We start from the raw sequence: 19,837 nt of genomic DNA on the forward strand, positions 1-19,837 counted from the left end.
GGGATGCGGGCCAGGTTTCCCGGCCGCGACGGTGGTACGCTCGCGGTTCCGCTGCCGAGAAAGCGCACCCGCCATGAACGTCACAGACCTGCTCGCCCAGACCGCCAGCCACGCCTGGCATCAAAGCCTGGCCCGGTTGATCCGCGATGCCTCGGGCAGCGGCTTTCCCGCCCTGCTGGAACACAGTCTGCGTGAGCACATCGGCTTCGACTCGATCCTGATCAACACCTACAAGGGGCACCACCGGCCACTGCTGATCCACGACGACTACCCGCCGGAGCGTCGCGAGCAGGACATCGAGCGATACCTGAGCGAGGCCTACCTGCTCGATCCCATCTTCACCGCCGTGCGTCGCGGCCTCGACGGCGGCGCGCACCGCCTGCGCGAACTCGCCCCGGACCGTTTCGAGGCCAGCGACTATTACCACCGCTATTATCGCGCGCTGGGCCTGGGCGACGAGGTGGGGCTGTTCGCCCGGGTCGCCGAGGACGTGGTGATGGTGGTGTCGCTGGGTTTTCGCCACGACGCCACGCCCCTGACCCGGCGCGGCCTGCTGGCATTGCGCCACATCGCCCCGGTCGTCGAGACGTTGCTCGGCGAGTACTGGCACTGGCAGGCCGGCCAGTTCCAGGAACGACTGGACGCCCAGGCACCGGTGGAGGCCGCCTTCGCCAGCTTCGGCCAGGGCCAGCTCACCGCCCGCGAGCAGGAGATCGTCCGGCTGCTGCTGGCCGGCCACTCGACCAAGTCGGCGGCCCGCGAACTGGGTATCAGCGACGGCACCGTCAAGGTCCACCGCAAGCACCTCTACCAGCGCCTCGACGTCTCCAGCCAGTCGCAGCTGTTCCGGCTGTTCCTCGATCACGTGGCACTGGTCTCGCGGCGGCAGGCGGACACCCCGGAGCCCCCCTCCTGACCCCAGAAAAGCCGACCCCCGGTTGCGACGTCGGCGGCCGGCAAGCGACATGGCAGGGCATGACGATACGGTGTTGACTCAGGGCACCAGCGACAGCCACACCGTCTTGAGCTCGGAATACTCCTCCAGCGAGTGATGCGACTTGTCGCGGCCGTTGCCCGACTGCTTGACGCCGCCGAACGGCACCGTCTGGTCCATCCCCGCCCAGTTGTTGACGAACACCTGCCCCGACTCGAGACGCCGCGACACCCGCATGATGCGGTCGATGTCCTGGCTCCAGACCCCGGCCGCCAGGCCGTACTCGCTGTCGTTGGCCAGCCGCACGGCCTCTTCCTCGCTGTCGAAGCCGAACACCGCCAGCACCGGGCCGAAGATCTCCTCGCGGCCGATCGCCATCTGCGGGGTGACGCCGTCGAACACCGTCGGCGCGATGAACAGCCCCGGCCCCTCGGCGGCCGAGTCGCTGCCGGTACGCAGGGTCGCGCCCTCCTCGACGCCACGGCGGATGTAGTCGCGCACTCGCTCATACTGGGTGCGGTCGACCATGGCGCCCATGAAGCTCGCCGGGTCGAGCGGATCGCCGGGCTGCATGCTCTCGGCGGCGGCGAGCAGCTTGTCGACGACGGCCTCGCGGATCGAATTCTCGACCAGCAGCCGGGAGCCGGCGATGCACACCTCGCCCTGGTTGTGGAAGATCGCCTCGGCGGCGTGACGGGCCACGGCGTCGAGGTCCTTGCAGTCGGCGAAGACCAGATTGGGACTCTTGCCGCCGCACTCGAGATACACCCGCTTCAGGTTCGACTGGCCGGCGTACTGCATCAGTTGCTTGCCCACCCCGGTGGAGCCGGTGAAGGCCAGGCAGTCGACGTCCATGGACAGCGCCAGGGCCTTGCCCACGGTGTGGCCGAAGCCGGGCAACACCTGGAAGACGCCCCGCGGCAGGCCGGCCTCCTTGGCCAGCTGGGCGAGGCGCAACGCGGAGAGCGGCGACTTCTCGGAGGGCTTGAGGATCACGCTGTTGCCGGCGGCCAGCGCCGGGGCGATCTTCCAGGCGGTCATCATCAGCGGGAAGTTCCACGGCACGATCGAGGCGACCACCCCGAGCGGCTCGCGCAGGACCAGGCCGAGGGCGTCCTCGCCGGTGGGCGCGACCTCGCCGTAGAGCTTGTCGATCGACTCGGCGTGGTGGCGCAGGCAGCCGATGGCGCCGGCCATGTCACCCAGCGAGCTGGCGATCGGCTTGCCCATGTCGAGGGTGTCGAGCAGCGCCAGTTCGTTCTTGTGCTGCTCCATCAGCGCGGCCAGGCGCAGCAGCACCGCCTTGCGCTCGCCCGGGGCGCGCCGCGACCAGCCACCCTCGGCGAAGGCACGCCGTGCATGGGCCACCGCCACCTCGGCGTCGGCGGCGTCACAACTGGCCACCTCGGCGAGAGTCTCACCGGTGGCCGGGTTGACGGTGGCGAAGGTCTCGCCGCTCACCGCCGCGACGAAGGCGTCGTCGACGAAGGCGCGGGTCTCGAAGGTCAGGTCGCCGGCCAGGCGCTGCCAGTCGGCGTGGGTCAGTGCGTTACTCATCGGTCGTTTCTCCCGCTCGGTAATCGGTCTGCTTTCACCCGTTACCCAGCGATAAGGGGCGCCGGGGGCAAACCGAAGCGAGGGTCTTTTGCCAAGGAGGGCAAAAGTAGCGCCCAGGGACGGGTTTACAGCGCCCTCGCGAAGGCTTGCCGACGGACAGCCCTAGTGAAAGGGCACCTTAACTCGCTACACCAGCGCGACTGAGCAGGGCGTCGGCCAGCACCTGGCAACCCTGCCCGCAGTGCTCGGGAGTGGCGTACTCGGCCTCGTTGTGACTGATGCCGTCGCGGCAGGGCACGAAGATCATCGCCGTGGGCGCGACACGCGAGACGTAGACCGAGTCGTGGCCGGCGCCGCTGAGCATGCGCCGGTAGGCGAAGCCGCGCTCGCGGGTCGCCGTTTCGACGGCCTCGACGCAGTCGGCATCGAAATGGACCACCGGCGACTTCCAGAGGCGCTCATGGCCGACGGTCACGCCGAAGCTCTCGCCGCAGGCCGCCAGCTCCTGCACGAAGCGCTGCTCGAGGGCGTCGAGTTCGGTCTCGTCGACATGGCGCAGGTCGACGGTCAGATGCACCTCGCCGGGAATCACGTTACGCGAACTCTGGGGGATCTCGAGGCGGCCACAGGTCACCCGGGTGTGGCCGCTGGCGTCGTTCAGGGCGTGGCTCTGCAGACGGTCGATCAGCCGCGCGGCGGCGGCCAGGGCGTCGTGGCGCAGGGCCATTGGCGTGGGCCCGGCGTGGGCGGCCTGCCCCATGAAGGTGACATCGTACCAGCGCATGCCCTGCACGCCGGCGACCACGCCGATGCTCTCGTTCGCCGCCTCGAGCACCGGGCCCTGCTCGATGTGCAACTCGAAGAAGCTATCGAGACGCGGCTGGCCCACCGGCATGTCGCCGGCGAAGCCGCTCGCTTCCAGCGCCTCGCCGAAGGTCACGCCGTCACGGTCGGTACGGGCCAGGGTCGATTCGACGCTGAACTCGCCGGCGTAGGTCCCCGAGGCGACCATCGCCGGCGCGAAGCGGCTGCCCTCCTCGTTGGTCCACACCACCAGCTCCAGTGGCCGCTGGGTGACGATGCCGCGCTCGTCGAGGGCGCGGAAAACCTCGAGCCCGGCCAGCACGCCGAGAATGCCGTCGAAGCGTCCACCCTTGGGCTGGGTGTCGAGATGGCTGCCGGTGGCGACGGGATCGAGATCGGCACGGCGCCCCTCACGGCGGATGAACAGGTTGCCGACCCGGTCGACGCGCCAGCGGCAGCCCAGCGCCTCGCACCAGTCGAGCAGTTTCCGGCGCCCGGCGGCGTCTTCGTCGGTCAGCGCCAGCCGACAATTGCCGCCGTTCTCGGTGGGGCCGATCTCGGCCATGGCCATCAGCGACTCCCAGAGTCGCTGGGTATCGATGGCGACTCGCATCATGTCGTCCTCGCGTTGTTGTTGGCGTGTCCATCGACGATAGGCGGGGGCGAGGATCCCCGATATACCCCAATCGGGATATGTCGCCGGCCTGATGGAAGTCGCTAGTCTCGCGGGTGATCCGGCTGTGACATCAGCCCATCACCGACAACAAGAGGCCCCGCCATGAGCAACACCCTCGATAGCGCCAGCGCCCGCGAGCTGTGGCAGAAGGACAAGGACCATTTCATTCACCCCTTCACCGACTTCAGCGTGTTCAAGGAGCAGGGGTGTGACCTGATCACCGAAAGCGAGGGCATCCACGTCCAGGACGCCCACGGCAATCGCTTCATCGACGGTATCGCCGGGCTATGGTGCGTCAACGTCGGCCACGGCCGGGCCGAGATCGGCGAAGCGATGGCCGAACAGGCCACCCGCATGGCCTACTTCTCGACCTTCAACAACCTTTCCAACGCGCCGGCGGCGGAACTGGCCGCCAAGCTCGCCGAGCTGGCGCCCGCGCACCTCAACCACGTCTTCTACAGCTGCGGCGGCTCGGCGGCCAACGACGCCACCATCCGCCTGGTGCACTACTACTTCAACCGCCTCGGCAAGCCGGCCAAGAAGCGCATCCTGTCGCGCAACAACGCCTACCATGGCACCACCTACATGGCCGCCACCCTGACCGGCATCGCCAGCAACAACTGGGACTTCGACACCCTCGATCACCTGGTCACCCACTTGAGCGAGGCCAACTGCTACCGCCGCCCCGCGGGGATGAGTGAAGCCGAGTACTGCGATCACCTGGTCCAGGAGTTCGAGGACACCGTCGCCGAGATCGGCGCCGACAACATCGCCGCCTTCATCGCCGAGCCGATCATGGGCGCCGGCGGCGTCCTGGTCGCCCCGCGCGGTTACCATGCGCGCATGCAGGCGGTGTGCCGGGCCAACGACATCCTCTACATCGCCGACGAGGTGGTCACCGGCTTCGGCCGCCTGGGCCACTTCTTCGCTTCCGAGACGGTATTCGAGACCCAGCCCGACATCATCAACTGCGCCAAGGGGCTGTCGTCGGGCTATGCGCCGCTGGGCGCGACGCTGATCTCCGACGACCTCTACGCGGTGCTGTCCACCCCGCAGGGGCCGGGCGGCGTGCTGAGCACCGGCTTCACCTACTCCGGCCACCCGGTGAGCTGCGCGGCGGCACTCAAGAACATCGAGATCATCGAACGCGAGGCGATCTGCGAGAATGTCCGCGCGGTGGGCCCCTATCTCGAGGAACGTCTGAAATCGCTGTCACACCATGCCACCGTGGGCGACGTGCGCGGCAGCCATTTCATGATGTGTCTCGAGAACGTCGCCGACAAGACGACCAAGGCGCTGCTGCCGGTCGAGGCACGGGTCGGCGACCGGGTGGCCTTCGAAGCCCAGAAACGCGGCCTGATCATTCGTCCGGTAGGCCATCTCAACATCGTTTCGCCGCCGCTGATCTGGAGCCGCGAGGTGGTCGACGAGGTGGTGGCGATCCTCGACGCGGCGCTGGCCGCGACGACCGAGACTCTCCAGGCCGACGGCTACCTGTAACCCCGCCGGGCCCCACGGGCCCGGCTGGCTCCGCTCTCTCAACAACGACAAGACGAGGCAACCATGGACACTTACGGACTCTGGAGCCTGTTTCCGACCTTGATCGTGCTGGTCATGGCGCTCATCACCCGTCGCACCATCGAGTCGCTGATGACCGGCGCCCTGGTGGGCATGCTGATGCTCGACCCGACCCGCGTGGTCAGCCAGACCTCCGATACCCTGCTCACGGTGCTCGGCAACGACACCGTGACCTGGATCATCCTGGTCTGCGGGCTGTTCGGCAGCCTGATCGCGCTGCTGGTCCGCACCGGCGGCGTACTGGCCTTCGGCGACGTGATGACGCGGCGCATCAACGGGCGTCGCCAGGGGCTGCTGGCCACCTGGGTACTGGGGCTGGTGATCTTCGTCGACGACTACCTCAACGCCCTGGCGATCAGTGCCTCGATGAAGAAGATCACCGACCGCTTCAAGGTCTCGCGGGAAATGCTCGCCTACATCGTCGACTCGACCGCCGCGCCGATCTGCATCCTGGTGCCCTTCTCCACCTGGGCGGTGTTCTTCGCCGGCCTGCTCGAGGACAACGGCACCACCGGCAACGGCATGGGGCTCTATATCCAGTCGATCCCCTACATGTTCTACGCCTGGATCGCCGCCGCGGTGGTGCCCCTGGTGGCACTGGGCTGGGTCCCCGCCATCGGCCCGATGAAGACCGCCGAGGCCCGCGCCGCAGGCGGCCAGGTGATGCCCGACGGCGCCGAGGAGAATGCCCTGGAGATCGAGGACGAGGGCCAGCGCCGACCGCACCTGCTCAACTTCCTGCTGCCCATCGCCAGCCTGATCTTCTTCACCTGGTACTTCGACATCGACATCCTGCGCGGAGTGATCGTGGCCCTGGCGGTGACCCTGGTACTGATCTTCAGCCAGCGTCTGATGAGCTTCAACGCCACCTTCGATACCGCGCTGGACGGCTTCAAGTCGATGCTGATGCCGCTGGGCACGCTGATCGCCGGCTTCGTGCTCAAGGAGGTCAACGACGGCCTGGGCCTCACCGACTTCGTCATCGCCACGGTCCAGCCGCTGATGACGCCGGGCTTGCTGCCGGCGGTGGTCTTCGTGACCATGGCCTTCCTGGCCTTCGCCACCGCATCATTCTGGGGCCTGTTCGCCGTGGCCATGCCCATCGTGCTTCCGCTGGCCGTCAGCGTCGACGCCGACATGCCACTCGTGGTGGGGGCACTGATCTCGGCCAGCGCCTTCGGCAGCCACGCCTGCTTCTACGGCGATTCCACGGTACTCTCGGCGCAGGGCAGCGGCTGCACGCCGATGGCCCACGCCCTGACCCAGCTCCCCTACGCGCTGATTGCCGCCGCCCTGGCAACGCTGGTATTCCTGGCGGCAGGCTATCTCTGAGGTTCGTCATGCCCATCGCGACTATCGAGCGTCACTCCTCCACTCCCGCCGAACTGGGCTTTCGCATGCCCGCCGAGTTCGCCCCGCATGACGCCTGCTGGATGCTCTGGCCGCAGCGGCCCGACAACTGGCGCTACGGCGCCAAGCCGGCCCAGGCCGCGTTCGTCGCCGTGGCCCGGGCGATCGCCGAGAGCGAGACGGTGTTCGTCGGCGTCAACGACGACCAGTACGAGAATGCCCGCAACCAGCTACCGAGTCACATCCGGGTGATCGAACTCTCCAGCAACGACGCCTGGATGCGCGATGTCGGCCCGACCTTTCTGACCCATCCGGACGGCCGGCTGGCGATGGTCGACTGGGAGTTCAACGCCTGGGGCGGGCTCGACGGCGGGCTCTACTTCCCCTGGGACAAGGATCGCCGCATCCGTCAGAAGATCGCCGAGATCCTCGGCATCGAGCGCTTCATCTCCCCGCTGGTGGTCGAGGGCGGGGCGCTCCACGTCGACGGCGAAGGAACCCTGATCACCACCGAGGAGTGCCTGCTCAACCCCAACCGCAATCCCGATCGCGACCGCGCCGAGATCGAACGGCGACTGTGCGCCTACCTGGGCGTCGAGACGGTGATCTGGCTGCCCCGGGGGTGCTTCCAGGACGAGACCGACGGCCACGTCGACAACCTGTGCTGTTTCGTCGCCCCCGGCGAAGTGGCGCTGACCTGGACCGACGACGTGAACGACCCGCAGCACGCCATCTCCCGCGAGGCACTGGCGGTCCTCGAGGCCGCCACCGACGCCCGCGGGCGCCGTCTGACGGTGCACAAGCTGCCGATGCCCGGGCCACTGGCGATCGCCGAGTCGGAAGCCAGCGGCGTCGACCGGCTGTCGAGCTCGCGGCCGCGCCAGCCGGGCGACCGCATGGCCGGTTCCTATGTCAACTTCTACATCGGCAACTCGGTGGTGGTGATGCCCAAGCTCGATCCGCTCCACGACGACACGGCGCGGGCGATCCTCGAGGGGCTGTTTCCGGGGCGCCGGATCGTCGCCATCGACGCCCGCGAGATCCTGCTCGGCGGCGGCAACATCCACTGCATCACCCAGCAGCAGCCGGCCGCCGCACCGCGATCCGAGGCCTAACGGCAGACGCTGAAGCCGCGCATGGCCAGATGAAAGTGATTGGCGTGGGCGGCGTTGTAGTCCGGCCCCAGCACCGTGCCGAAGACGTCGCAGGCGCCGTCGTGGGCACGTTTCAGGAACTCGCCCGCGGCAGCGTCACCGTCCCAGTCGTCGAGCAGCGTGATGCGCCGGCCGTCGGCCAGCCGAAAGGCGGCGACATCCAGGGCATTGGCGCTGGCGTGGGCGCTGCGTCGCGCGTTCTTGCGATGGTAGATGTTGCGACAGGCGAAGCTGCCGTAGTGCTCGACCCGGGTCACGGGCTCGCCGAACAACGCCTGCGCGGCGGGCTGCAGGCGCTGACGCTCGAACATCAGCCAGGCCACCGCCAGCGGGCAGCTGGCCACGAAGCTGCGGTTGAACGCCACGCTGCTGCGGCGCAGACGAACCACGTTGCGCAGCGGGCACCCTTCGACCGGGGTGTAATCGGCCAGCGGCGTGTAGTCGAGTGAGCCGGGTGAGTCGAACGACGCCGAGGCCCGGGAGAGCACCGCCCGGCAGGCGTCCTTGTCGTCGGCCAGCCGCCCGAGCTTCCAGCGCGTCACCGGGGTCAAGGGGTCCTCGATGCGTAACGCGGCGAACGGATTCCATTCGCGCGGCACCTGCCAGAGGCCCTTGTCGACGGCGACACCCGCCGCGATGAACACGATCGCGATCACCTCGCGCGGCAATAGTCGCATGGCCTCCCTGCCTGTCACCGGTCGCTTGGTTCAGCGTAGTCGGCTGAGTAACGAACGGGAAACCTCCGCGATGCGGGGCACGAGACACCCCCGCATCGGCGCCCGATACGCTGACGGCCCGGACACGCGTCTTACTGTTTGACGATCCACGCGTGGGCTGGATCGTTCTGGAACTTCCATTCCCGCTTGGGGCCGGCCATCACGTTGAGGTAGTAGAGCTCGTAGCCGTGCGCCGCTCCCACCGGATGGTAGCCGCGGGGCACCATCACCACGCAGCCATCCTCCACTGCCATGGTCTCGTCCAGCGAGCGGTCATCGGTGTAGACCCGCTGGAAGGCAAACCCCTGGCAAGGATTGAGGCGATGGTAGTAGGTCTCCTCGAGTATCGACTCTTCGGGGAGGTTGTCGACGTCATGCTTGTGCGGTGGATAGCTCGACCAGTTGCCGTCCGGCGTGTAGACCTCGACCACCAGCAGGCTGTCGGCCGGCTCGGTCTCGGGCAGCACGTCCTGAATATGTCGTGTGTTGGTGCCGCTGCCCCGAGTGCTGCGCTTGATCCGATCCGGAGTGATCAACCGCGCGCCATGGTTACCGTGACCGGGTGCGCTACAGACCGCCAGTTGCATGTCGGTGGTTGCCTCGACGCTGAAGCCCACCCCGTTGGGCAGGTAGACGGCATAGGGCGGAATCTTTTCGAAGATGTCCATGCGCTCGCCGATATCCTCCCAGCGCGCCTCACCACCGGTCACGGTGGCACGGCCGGACAGCAGCACCAGGCAGTGTTCGCGATCGCCGGTGTCACCCTCGATACGCTGTCCCGCCTTCAGATCGTGGACGCGGAAGCCGACATGGTCCCAGCCGGCGGATTCGGGGGTCACTTCGAGCACTTTGCCCTGCTCGTCGGGTTGTTGGGGGCGAACCAGAAGCGAAGTCATCATGCCCTCCTGACTGACGTTCGGTGTATCAATCGATCTCGTCCAACGCGACGCGGCGGCCCTGGCGCAACGACCGCTCGGCGGCCTCCGCGAGACGCAGCGCCTGCAGGCCGTCTTCGGCCGTGGTCAGGGCGTCGCGCTTCTCCCGCCAGGCGGCGACGAAATCGGCGATCTCGTTGCGGTAGGCAGTCGCATAGCGCTCGAGGAAGAACCAGTGCGGCGTTTCCTCGACCTGACCGGCCTCGCCGGTGAAGCGCAGCCGGGTGTCGGTTTCGTTCTGCGCCTGGAGCATGCCGGCACTGCCGAATGCCTCGATGCGCTGATCGTAGCCATAGCAGGCACGCCGCGAGTTGCCGATATGACACAGCCGGCCGCTGGCGGTAGTCAGCGTGACCATCGCCGTGTCGATGTCGCCCGCTGCACCGATCGCCGGATCGATCAGGCAACTGCCGGCGGCGTCGACGTGGGTGATCGCCTCGCCGAGCAACCAGCGCGCCATGTCGAAGTCATGAATGGTCATGTCCCGGAACAACCCGCCGGACGCGGCGACATACTCGGCCGGCGGTGGCGCCGGGTCACGGCTGGTGATGCTCAATGTCTCGAGGGTGCCGATACGCCCGCCGGCCACCGCCCGCTGAAGGGCCGCGAACTGCGGATCGTGACGGCGATTGAAGCCCAGCGCGCAAGTCACCGGGTGCGCGGCCAGCACGGCCAGTGCCGCACGCGTGCGCTCCAGGTCGAGGGCGATCGGTTTCTCGCAGAGAATCGCCTTGCCGGCACGCGCGGCGCGCTCCAGGTAGTCGGCGTGGGTCGGCGTACTCGAGGCGATCAGCACGGCGTCGATACCGGCGTCTGCGAACACCGCGTCTACCGGCAAGGCGCGACTGCCGAACTGGTCGGCCAGCGCCTCTGCCGCAGCCGACTGCGCGTCGGCGACGGCGGCCAGAGAGACCTGAGGGTGGGCGTCGATGGCGGCCGCGTGCACCTTGCCGATGCGTCCGGCGCCGATCAGAGCGAGTTTCATGCGGGCTCCTTGGTCGTGGAATTCATGCGCGGTCGGATCGATCGCGGTCATCGCGGTCGGCGGCCTTGTCCCGCCGGACGCCGAGGGCGATCGCCAGACTCTGGGTCAGGCACAACGAGGCGGTCAGACCGCGAAAGCTCTTCACCTCCGCCTCCAGCACCACCAGCGCCACGTCGGCCGACCGCGCCAGTGGACTGAGATTCGAATCGGTGATCGCCACCACCGGAACCCCGCGCTGGCGTGCCTCGGCGGCGGCCTGCCGGGTTTCCTCCGCATAAGGGGATAAACTCACCGCCAGCAGCGCATCGCGGGGCCCCACCGCTTTCATCTGCTCGCCGTGCATGCCACCCAGGCCATCGACGAGCACGGCGCGCTTGTCGATGTGGTGCAACGCATAGGTGATGTAACTGGCCACCACGAAGCTGCGTCGCGCGCCCAGCACATGCACGATCTCCGCGCCGTCGAGAATATCCAGCGCGCGCTCCAGATCACGCGGGTCGATACGACTCGGCAGGGCCTCGAGCGCGTCGCGATTGGCTTCGGCGAACTCCCACAACAACTGTGTGCTGTCGGGGGTCTCGCCGGTCGCCGAGCGCACCGCGCGGATGCGCTCGGCGTAATTGGGCAGCTCGTTGACCAGGCGTGCGCGGAACAGCTCCTGCATTTCCGAGAAGCCCTTGAAGCCGAAGCTGTTGGCGAAACGGATCAGCGTCGACGGTGTCACCCCGGCCTGATCGGCCAGCTTGGCCACGGTGGCGAAAGCCACTTCCTGGGGATGGTCGAGCAGGAACCGGGCCGTCTGCTGAAGACGACGGCTCAAGGAGCCATAGCCCTCGGTGATGCGCGCTTCGAGTTCGGCGAAGTTCTGGGGAGTCATTGAGCGTCCTCGGACGACCGCGGGGTCCACCGGGTCGCGATGCGTGGATGATGGGATGAGGCTAGGCGCCATGGAATAAAAATTCCACATATACCAAAGTATAGAATAAAAAGTTTGTTATCAGCGATTCTGGAATCTAGATTTCATTTCAGCGTGCGGGACATGCCTCTCGCCCACTCAACGACAACGACAAAGAGGATTGCGCCATGCCAACTCTCACCCGACGTATCGCCGGCTCGCTCGCCACCACGCTGCTGCTCTCGCTACCGGCGCTGCCGGCCCTGGCCCAGGACTCCCCTCATCGCTTCGTCATGGTGACTCACGGGGTTCCCTCCGATCCCTTCTGGACGGTCGTCAAGAACGGCGCCGAAGCGGCGGCCGACGAGGTCGGCGCCGAGCTCGAATACCGCGCGCCATCGACCTTCGACATGGCCAAGATGCAGCAGCTCGCCGAGGCCGCAGTGGCCTCGGATCCCGATGGTTTGATCCTCTCCTTCACCGACGAGGACGCCCTCGGCAAGGTGGTACGCGAGGCGACCGACAACGGTATCCCGGTCATCACCATCAACTCCGGCGGCGACCTGTCGAAACAGTACGGGGCGCTGTTGCACGTCGGCCAGAGTGAATACGAGGCGGGCCAACGCGCCGCCGAGAAAATGCAGGAGATGGGCGTCGAGAAAGGCCTCTGCGTCAACCACGAGCAGGGCAACCAGGGCCTCGATCAGCGCTGTGAAGGCTTCATCAGCAGCTTCGACGGCAACGCCGATCAACTGGCGACTTCCCACGACCCCACCGAGATCCGCAACGCCATCGTCGCCTACCTCAACCAACATCGTGACATCGATGGCATCCTCACCCTCGGCTCGCTAACCGCCGACCCCATGATCCAGGCCATGCAGGACCAGGGCGCCACCGATCAGTTCGTGCTCGGAACCTTCGATCTCTCCCCGATCATTCTCGAGGCCGTCGACGCCGGCGAACTGGACTTTGCCATCGACCAGCAGCAATACCTGCAGGGCTACCTGCCGGTGATCTTCCTCGAGCAATACGCCGAACACGGACTGATGCCCGCCGGCGATGTCGCCACCGGCCCGGCCTTCGTCACCCAGGAAAACGCCGCCCAGGTCATCGAGTTGAGCAAGCAGGGCATCCGCTGAACCCTATCGGGGCCCGGCGGCAAGCCGGGCCCGGGAGAGACTTCCATGAACACCATGACGCAGACCCGCTCGCCGAACGGGGACGATGAGCGCATCACCGCCATTCCTTTCTGGAAGAAGGCGCTGAGACGACCCGAGCTGGGCGCCGTGGCCGGCACCATCCTGGTCATCGCCTTCTTCCTGGTCGCGGCCAGCGGCACCGGCATGTTCACCCCGGCGGGGATCATGAACTTCCTCGAGGTATCGGCCCAGCTCGGTATCCTCGCCACCGCCGCCGCACTGCTCATGATCGGCGGTGAATTCGACCTGTCGATCGGCTCGATGGTCGGCCTGGCCGGCATCGTCATCGCCATTCCCACCATGGAATACGGCTGGCCGCTGTGGGCCGCCCTGTTGCTGGCCTTTGCCTGCGCCGTGTTGGTCGGCTGGATCAACGGCTACCTGGTCAACCGCACGGGATTGCCGTCCTTCATCGTCACACTGGCCTTCCTGTTCATCCTGCGTGGCCTGGCCATCGGCCTCAGCCGGCTGCTCACCGGTCGTACACAGATCGGCGGCATCGCCGAGCGCATCCCCGGCGACTGGTTCGCGGCGCTGTTCTCCGGCGAAGTCGGCAGCGGCCTGTTCGCCTGGCTGGCGACGCACGGCTGGATCGGCACCAACTTCGCCGGCAACCCGGTGGTGACCGGTATCCCGGTTTCGATCGTCTGGTGGCTGGCGCTCACCGCCATCGCCACCTGGGTGCTGCTGTGCACCCCCTACGGCAACTGGATCTTCGCCAGCGGCGGCGACGCCAACGCGGCGCGCAACTCGGGCGTTCCGGTTCGCCGGGTGAAGATATCGCTGTTCATATTCACGGCCCTGTCGGCGACGGTCTTCGCCAGCCTCCAGGTCATGGACACGGGCTCGGCGGACACCATTCGTGGTCTGCTCAAGGAGCTCGAGGCGATCATCGCCGTGGTCATCGGCGGCGCCCTGCTGACCGGCGGTTACGGCTCGGCGATCGGCGCGGCCCTGGGCGCGTTGATCTTCGGCATGGTGCAGATGGGCATTTTCTACACCGGCGTCAATACCGACTGGTTCAAGGTATTCCTCGGCGTGATGCTGCTGGTGGCCGTGCTCTTCAACAACTTCGTGCGCAAGAAGGCGATGGAGTCCAAATGATGAGCGAATCCCTTCCCATGATCGAGATGCGCAACGTCAGCAAGCATTTCGGCAACGTCATCGCCCTGAACGACATCTCGTTGAAGGTGCACGCCGGCGAAGTCATGTGTCTGCTGGGCGACAACGGCGCCGGCAAGTCCACGTTGATCAAGACCCTATCGGGCGTGCACAAGCCAAGCCATGGCCAGATGTTCGTCGAAGGCCGGGAGATCCGCTTCAAGTCGCCCGCCTACGCGCTGGATGCCGGTATCGCCACCGTCTTCCAGGATCTGGCGATGATTCCCCTGATGTCGATCACCCGCAACTTCTTCATGGGCCGAGAACCGACCGTCGGCTGGGGGCCTTTCAAGCGTATCGACTGGCACTACGCCGACCGGATCGCCATGGCCGAGATGGCCAAGATCGGCATCGACGTGCGAGACCCCAGCCAGCCGGTGGGTACGCTCTCCGGTGGCGAGCGCCAGTGCGTGGCGATCGCCCGGGCCGTCTACTTCGGGGCCAAGGTGCTGATCCTCGACGAGCCGACCTCGGCACTGGGCGTCAAGCAGGCCTCGGTGGTGTTGCGCTACATCGCCAAGGCCCGCGCCGACGGCCTGGCGGTGATATTCATCACCCATAACGTACACCACGCCTACCCGGTGGCGGACGCCTTCACCCTGCTCAAGCGCGGCTCCAGTCTGGGCACCTTCCGCAAGGACGCGATCAGCCGCGAGGAGGTCCTCAACATGATGGCCGGTGGCGCCGAACTGGAAAGCCTCGACGCCGAGCTGGCCGAATTCCAGCGTGACCAGGAAGCCGCCTCGGATTCGTCGGCCTCATCCGCTGCCCATCCGGGCAACGGAACGCCTCTGACCAGCGGCTGAGGAACGCCCCATGCAGTCACTCAACATCGGCCTGATCGGTACCGGCTACATGGGCAAGGCCCATGCCGTCGCCCTGCATGCGGCACCGCGCGTCTTCGCCCTGTCGGCGCACCCGGTCTGCGATCTGCTCGCCGACGTCGACCCCGAACTGGCGAGCCGCAAGGCACGCGAACTGGGCTTCGCCCGAGCCACCGGGGACTGGCAGGCCCTGGTCGCCGACCCGGCCATCGACGTGGTGGACATCTGCGCCCCCAACTTCCTGCACCAGGAGATGGCACTTGCCGCGATCGCTCACGGCAAGCACGTCTACGCGGAAAAACCGTTGGCCCTGAGCGCCGCCGGGGCACGGGAGATGGCCGAGGCCGCCGAACGCCGGGGGGTCAAGACCCTGGTGGGTTTCAACTATATCCGCAACCCGGCGACCTGCCTGGCCCGGGAGATCATCGCCAGCGGCGAGATCGGGGAACTCGTTCACTTCCGGGGCCGCCACGATGAAGACTACCTGGCCGACCCCGAACTGCCCCACGGCTGGCGCACACGCCGCGCCACCGCGGGCGCCGGAGCGCTGGGCGATCTCGGCGCTCACATCCTCAACCTCGCCGAATATCTCACCGGGCGACGCATCGTCGCCGTCTGCGGTGACTTGCAGACCCTGATCGTGCAACGCCCCTCGCCGCAAGGCACGGACACGGCACGTGTCGAGAACGACGATCAGGCTCAGGCCCTGCTGCGCTTCGAGGGCGACCTGATGGGCAATATCGAGACCTCGCGCATCGCCTGCGGCCGCAAGATGGGGCTCGCCTACACCGTGACCGGAACCCAGGGCTCGCTGATCTTCGATCAGGAGCGCATGAACGAACTGCACCTCTACCGCCACGACGGCCCGCCTGGCAGACGCGGCTTCACCACCCTGTTGTCGAGTCCCGAGCACGGGGATTACGGCGCCTTCAGCCCCGCTCCCGGTCATGGCCTCGGTTACAACGACCAGAAGGTCATCGAGATCCGCGATCTCGTCGAGGGCATCGCCGCCGACCGGCCGCTCTACCCCGATTTCCGCGAGGCCTGGCGGGTCAACCGGCTGATCGAGGCGATAGAAGCCTCCCATCACCAAGCCGGCTGGGTGGCACTGCACTGACCCGACGATTCGAGACGCCTGCAACCACTCGATTCGTTGCCACAACACGTCATGACGCACCCGACCTGCCCGGATCGGATGCCAGACCAACGACAAGCGACAGGGAGAGCCCCCATGCTCGAATCATCCAAGGATCCACACGCTCTGGACCTGATCTGCCTCGGTCGTGTCGCGGTGGATCTCTATTCGCAACAGATCGGCAGCCGTCTGGAGGATGTCTCGAGCTTCGCCAAGTACCTGGGCGGCAGTTCCGGCAACATGGCCTACGGTACCGCGCGGCTCGGCCTCAGATCGGCCATGCTCTCGCGGGTCGGCAACGAGCAGCTGGGCAACTTCGTGCGCGAGGAACTGGGTCGCGCCGGGGTCGATGTCAGCGCCCTGCAGACCGACCCCGACCGTCACACTGCGCTGGCGATCCTCGCCATCAAGGATCGCGACACCTTTCCGCTGCTGTTCTATCGTCGCGACTGCGCCGACATGGCCGTCGATGCCGAGGCGATCGACCCGGCCTTCATCGCCCGCACCAAGGCGCTGGCGATCACCGGCACCCACCTGTCCACCGAGACCACCCAGCGCGCCTGCCGCAAGGCACTCGACGCCGCCGCCGAACACGGCGTCAAGCGCATTCTGGACATCGACTATCGGCCGGTACTCTGGGGGCTGACCCCTCCCGGCGACGGCGAAACCCGCTTCGTCGCCGACGAACAGGTCACCCGTCACCTGCAGCGCTGGCTGGCCGACTTCGACCTGATCGTGGGCACCGAAGAGGAGTTTCACATCGCCGGTGGCAGCACCGATACCCTGGCCTCGCTGCGCAGGGTCCGCGAGTTCAGCGACGCCACCCTGGTGTGCAAGCTGGGCGCCCTGGGGTGCGTGATCATCGAGGGCGCGATTCCCGATCAACTCGCAGACGGCATCCTGATCGAGGGCGTCGAGGTCGAGGTACTCAACGTGCTGGGTGCCGGCGACGCCTTCATGAGCGGCTTGCTCCGTGGTTGGTTGAGGGGGGAAAGCTGGGCGACCAGCGCCAGCTATGCCAATGCCTGCGGCGCGCTGGTGGTGTCGCGCCACGGCTGTGCGCCGGCGATGCCCACCGAAGAAGAACTGTTCGACTATCTGAGTCGACGCGAGACCCTCGAGCGCCCCGACCGCGACGCGCGTCTCAACCATCTGCACCGCGTCACCACCCGCGTGCCCATCGAATGGCCGCAGGTCTGCGGGCTGGCCTTCGATCACCGCCGCCAGCTCACCGACATGGCCCGTGAGGTCAAGGCCGATCCGGCTCGCCTCTCCCTTCTCAAGCAGTTGCTGGTCAAGGCCGCCGAGGAGGGCGCCCGCCGTACGGGACTCGCGACACCGGCGATTCTGGTCGACGACATCTTCGGCCAGGACGCCCTCAACGATGCCACCGGCAAGCAGTGGTGGATCGGTCGGCCGGTCGAGCTGCCCGGTTCACGGCCACTGCGCTTCCAGCATGGTGACGACCTGGGCAGCCAACTGCGCCACTGGCCACGCGAGCACATCATCAAGTGCCTGGTGTTCTACCACCCTGACGACCCGTTGAGTCTGCGTCTCGAACAGGAAGCGCGACTGCGCCAGCTCTACCAGGCGGCCTGCGCCTCCGGCCTGGAACTGCTGATCGAAGTGATTCCCCCCGACCCGTCGGACATCGACGATCGGACCCTGGCCCGGTCGCTGACCCGGCTCTACAACCTGGGCATCCGGCCCGACTGGTGGAAGCTGCCGGCCATGCCGGATGCCGCCTGGGCGGCCGTCAGCCGCGTCATCGACGCGCAGGACCCCCACTGTCGCGGCGTGGTACTGCTGGGCCTGGATGCCCCCATGGAAGCGATGAAGCGGGGTTTTGCCGCCGCCGCCACCCACCGCCGGTGCAAGGGGTTCACCGTGGGTCGCACGCTATTTGCCGGCCCCAGCCGCGAGTGGCTGGCCGGCGTTCTCGACGATACCCAACTGATCGACAGGGTGGCGAGCAACTACGCCGAGTTGATCGGGGAATGGCAGCGCCTGCGTGCCACCCCCGCACATGTCGAAGGAGACCTGTCATGACCACCGTCAGACTGACCATGGCGCAGGCGCTGGTCCGCTACCTCGCCGCCCAGCGCATCGAGATCGAGGGGCAACAGTATCCGCTGTTCGAGGGGGTGTTCGCGATCTTCGGCCACGGCAACGTCGCCGGGCTCGGCGAAGCGCTCTACCACGCCCGCGAGGAACTGCCGACCTGGCGCGCGCACAACGAACAGACCATGGCGCATGCCGCGATCGCCTTCGCCAAGGCCCATGGACGGCGCCGTCTGATGGCCGCGACCTCCTCGATCGGGCCCGGCGCCGCCAACATGGTTACCGCCGCCGCCCTGGCCCATGCCAATCGCTTGCCACTGCTATTGCTGCCCGGTGATACCTTCGCCTCGCGCGCGCCCGACCCGGTATTGCAGCAACTCGAGAATTTCGCCGACCCCACCGTGACCGTCAATGACTGCTTCCGACCGGTGTCGCGCTACTTCGATCGCCTGACGCGCCCCGAACAACTGCTTTCCAGCCTGCCCCAGGCCATCGCCACCCTGCTCGACCCGGTGGACTGCGGCCCGGTGACGCTGTCGCTGCCGCAGGACGTGCAGACCTACAGCCATGACTACCCCCAGACCTTCTTCGCCACGCGTGTGCACCGCATCCGCCGACCGCAGCCCGATCTCGACGAAATGGCCGCGGCGCTGGACGCCCTGCAACGCGCGAACCGCCCCCTGATCATCAGTGGCGGCGGCGTGCCTTACGCCGACGCCTGCGACACCCTGGCGCATTTTGCCCGCCGGCACGGCGTCCCGGTCGCCGAGACCCAGGCCGGCAAGGGCGCGCTGCCCGATGACCATCCCTGCAACGTCGGCGCCATCGGCGTCACCGGCAGCGAGGCCGCCAACCGGCTGGCCGAGAACGCCGACCTGATCCTCGCCGTCGGCACCCGCTTGCAGGATTTCACCACCGGCTCGCGGGCCCTGTTCGAACGCGCCGACCTGACACTCGTCGCACTCAATGTCGCCCGCTTCGACAGCCACAAACACGGTGCACTGCCGCTGACCTGCGATGCCCGCGTCGGGCTCGAGCGCCTCGACGACGGACTCGATGCCTGGCACGCCGCCGAGGACTGGCGCGAACTCGCCGGGCGTCTCAAGCGCGAATGGCAGCAGGTCGTCGACACCGTGACGGCCGACCATGGAACGCGTTTGCCCAGTGACGCCGAGGTCATCGGCGCGGTCAACCGCCAGGCCGGCGATGACGGTACCGTGGTCTGTGCCGCCGGCGGGCTCCCCGGCGAATTGCACAAGCTGTGGCGCTGCGCCGGGCCCGGCAGTTACCACGTCGAATATGGTTTCTCGTGCATGGGCTACGAAATCGCCGGCGGCTTGGGCGTGAAGATGGCTCGTCCCGAGCGCGAGGTGTTCGTGATGGTCGGCGATGGCAGCTATCTGATGCACAACTCGGAACTCGCCACATCGGTCATGCTCGGGCACAAGCTGATCGTGGTGGTGCTCGACAACCGGGGTTTCGGCTGCATCAACCGCTTGCAGCAGGCCACCGGCGGTGCCGGCTTCAACAATCTGCTCGAGGATTGCCGCACCCTGCCCGCGGGGGCACCCAAGATCGATTTCGCCGCGCATGCCCGTTCGCTGGGCTGCCGGGCCGAGTCGGTGACCGGCATCGCAGCGCTGGAGGCCGCCCTGGGACGTGCTCGCGCCGCCGATTCGACCTACGTCATCGCCATCGACACCGACCCGCTGCCCAGCACCGAGCAAGGTGGCGCCTGGTGGGATGTGGCGGTACCGGAGGTTTCCCGGCGTCCTCAGGTGCAGCAGGCCTACCGCCGCTACCTGGACGCCAAGCAGCGCCAGCATCGTTGATGGCGACCATTCACTAGCGCTCGGCCGACGACATCGGCCGG

The 19,837-nt window shown here is 67.2% G+C and carries 16 protein-coding genes; 10 read left to right on the forward strand and 6 right to left on the reverse strand.

The window, feature by feature from the left end; all coding sequences use genetic code 11:
* The first annotated feature begins 73 nt into the window (after window positions 1-73).
* Complete coding sequence (locus tag KGR00_RS17165; protein WP_224418962.1) at window positions 74-916, forward strand: helix-turn-helix transcriptional regulator; 843 nt, start codon at window positions 74-76, stop codon at window positions 914-916.
* A gap of 78 nt (window positions 917-994) precedes the next feature.
* On the opposite strand, the gene KGR00_RS17170 is transcribed toward KGR00_RS17165, so the two are convergent.
* Both KGR00_RS17170 and KGR00_RS17175 read right to left on the reverse strand, forming a co-directional pair.
* Window positions 995-2,491: an aldehyde dehydrogenase gene (locus KGR00_RS17170; RefSeq protein WP_224424459.1), complete on the reverse strand. Its 1,497-nt coding sequence runs from the start codon at window positions 2,489-2,491 to the stop codon at window positions 995-997.
* A 178-nt stretch (window positions 2,492-2,669) separates the two neighbouring features.
* Complete coding sequence (locus KGR00_RS17175) at window positions 2,670-3,908, reverse strand: M20 family metallo-hydrolase (RefSeq protein WP_224419866.1); 1,239 nt, start codon at window positions 3,906-3,908, stop codon at window positions 2,670-2,672.
* A gap of 165 nt (window positions 3,909-4,073) precedes the next feature.
* Between KGR00_RS17175 and KGR00_RS17180 the strand changes: the two genes are divergently transcribed.
* The 3 genes from KGR00_RS17180 (at window position 4,074) to aguA (ending at window position 8,014) form a co-directional block, all read left to right on the forward strand.
* A complete protein-coding gene (locus KGR00_RS17180; RefSeq protein ID WP_224418960.1) occupies window positions 4,074-5,471 on the forward strand; it encodes an aminotransferase in 1,398 nt (465 codons plus the stop codon).
* Between the two features lie 63 nt (window positions 5,472-5,534).
* Window positions 5,535-6,881 (forward strand): Na+/H+ antiporter NhaC family protein, encoded by a 1,347-nt coding sequence (locus KGR00_RS17185; RefSeq protein WP_129140837.1) that lies wholly within the window; start codon window positions 5,535-5,537, stop codon window positions 6,879-6,881.
* Between the two features lie 8 nt (window positions 6,882-6,889).
* Window positions 6,890-8,014, forward strand: coding sequence for an agmatine deiminase (aguA, locus tag KGR00_RS17190; RefSeq protein WP_224418959.1), 1,125 nt, complete (start codon window positions 6,890-6,892; stop codon window positions 8,012-8,014).
* Here the strand turns inward: aguA and KGR00_RS17195 are convergent.
* From KGR00_RS17195 to KGR00_RS17210, 4 genes are all read right to left on the reverse strand, one after another.
* Window positions 8,011-8,730: an extensin family protein gene (locus KGR00_RS17195; protein WP_224418958.1), complete on the reverse strand. Its 720-nt coding sequence runs from the start codon at window positions 8,728-8,730 to the stop codon at window positions 8,011-8,013. The two genes, aguA and KGR00_RS17195, sit on opposite strands and share 4 nt — an antisense overlap.
* Before the next feature lie 131 nt (window positions 8,731-8,861).
* Window positions 8,862-9,665 (reverse strand): 5-deoxy-glucuronate isomerase, encoded by an 804-nt coding sequence (iolB, locus tag KGR00_RS17200; protein ID WP_224419865.1) that lies wholly within the window; start codon window positions 9,663-9,665, stop codon window positions 8,862-8,864.
* Window positions 9,666-9,693: 28 nt separating this feature from the next.
* Window positions 9,694-10,689: an inositol 2-dehydrogenase gene (gene iolG / locus KGR00_RS17205; RefSeq protein WP_224418957.1), complete on the reverse strand. Its 996-nt coding sequence runs from the start codon at window positions 10,687-10,689 to the stop codon at window positions 9,694-9,696.
* A gap of 22 nt (window positions 10,690-10,711) precedes the next feature.
* Window positions 10,712-11,566: a MurR/RpiR family transcriptional regulator gene (locus tag KGR00_RS17210; protein ID WP_224418956.1), complete on the reverse strand. Its 855-nt coding sequence runs from the start codon at window positions 11,564-11,566 to the stop codon at window positions 10,712-10,714.
* 206 nt (window positions 11,567-11,772) lie between these two features.
* Here KGR00_RS17210 and KGR00_RS17215 point away from each other — a divergent pair, with 206 nt between their 5' ends.
* The 6 genes from KGR00_RS17215 (at window position 11,773) to iolD (ending at window position 19,796) form a co-directional block, all read left to right on the forward strand.
* Entirely contained in the window at window positions 11,773-12,723 is a 951-nt protein-coding gene (locus tag KGR00_RS17215) for a sugar ABC transporter substrate-binding protein (protein ID WP_224418955.1), read from the forward strand.
* 45 nt (window positions 12,724-12,768) lie between these two features.
* The gene (locus KGR00_RS17220) at window positions 12,769-13,887 is read left to right on the forward strand and encodes an ABC transporter permease (protein ID WP_224418954.1); all 1,119 of its coding nucleotides are present in this window, start codon (window positions 12,769-12,771) and stop codon (window positions 13,885-13,887) included.
* A complete protein-coding gene (locus KGR00_RS17225; RefSeq protein WP_224418953.1) occupies window positions 13,887-14,750 on the forward strand; it encodes an ATP-binding cassette domain-containing protein in 864 nt (287 codons plus the stop codon). The genes KGR00_RS17220 and KGR00_RS17225 overlap by 1 nt, the downstream gene beginning before the upstream one ends.
* 10 nt (window positions 14,751-14,760) lie before the next feature.
* A complete protein-coding gene (locus KGR00_RS17230) occupies window positions 14,761-15,885 on the forward strand; it encodes a Gfo/Idh/MocA family oxidoreductase (protein WP_224418952.1) in 1,125 nt (374 codons plus the stop codon).
* Between the two features lie 114 nt (window positions 15,886-15,999).
* The gene (gene iolC / locus KGR00_RS17235; RefSeq protein ID WP_224418951.1) at window positions 16,000-17,952 is read left to right on the forward strand and encodes a 5-dehydro-2-deoxygluconokinase; all 1,953 of its coding nucleotides are present in this window, start codon (window positions 16,000-16,002) and stop codon (window positions 17,950-17,952) included.
* Window positions 17,949-19,796, forward strand: a complete 1,848-nt coding sequence (gene iolD, locus KGR00_RS17240; protein ID WP_224418950.1) for a 3D-(3,5/4)-trihydroxycyclohexane-1,2-dione acylhydrolase (decyclizing) — start codon at window positions 17,949-17,951, stop codon at window positions 19,794-19,796. The genes iolC and iolD overlap by 4 nt, the downstream gene beginning before the upstream one ends.
* The last annotated feature ends 41 nt before the right edge of the window (window positions 19,797-19,837 follow it).

Origin of the sequence: Modicisalibacter sp. MOD 31.J (assembly GCF_020147985.1) — a bacterium.
In the GTDB taxonomy this organism is placed as follows: domain Bacteria; phylum Pseudomonadota; class Gammaproteobacteria; order Pseudomonadales; family Halomonadaceae; genus Modicisalibacter; species Modicisalibacter coralii.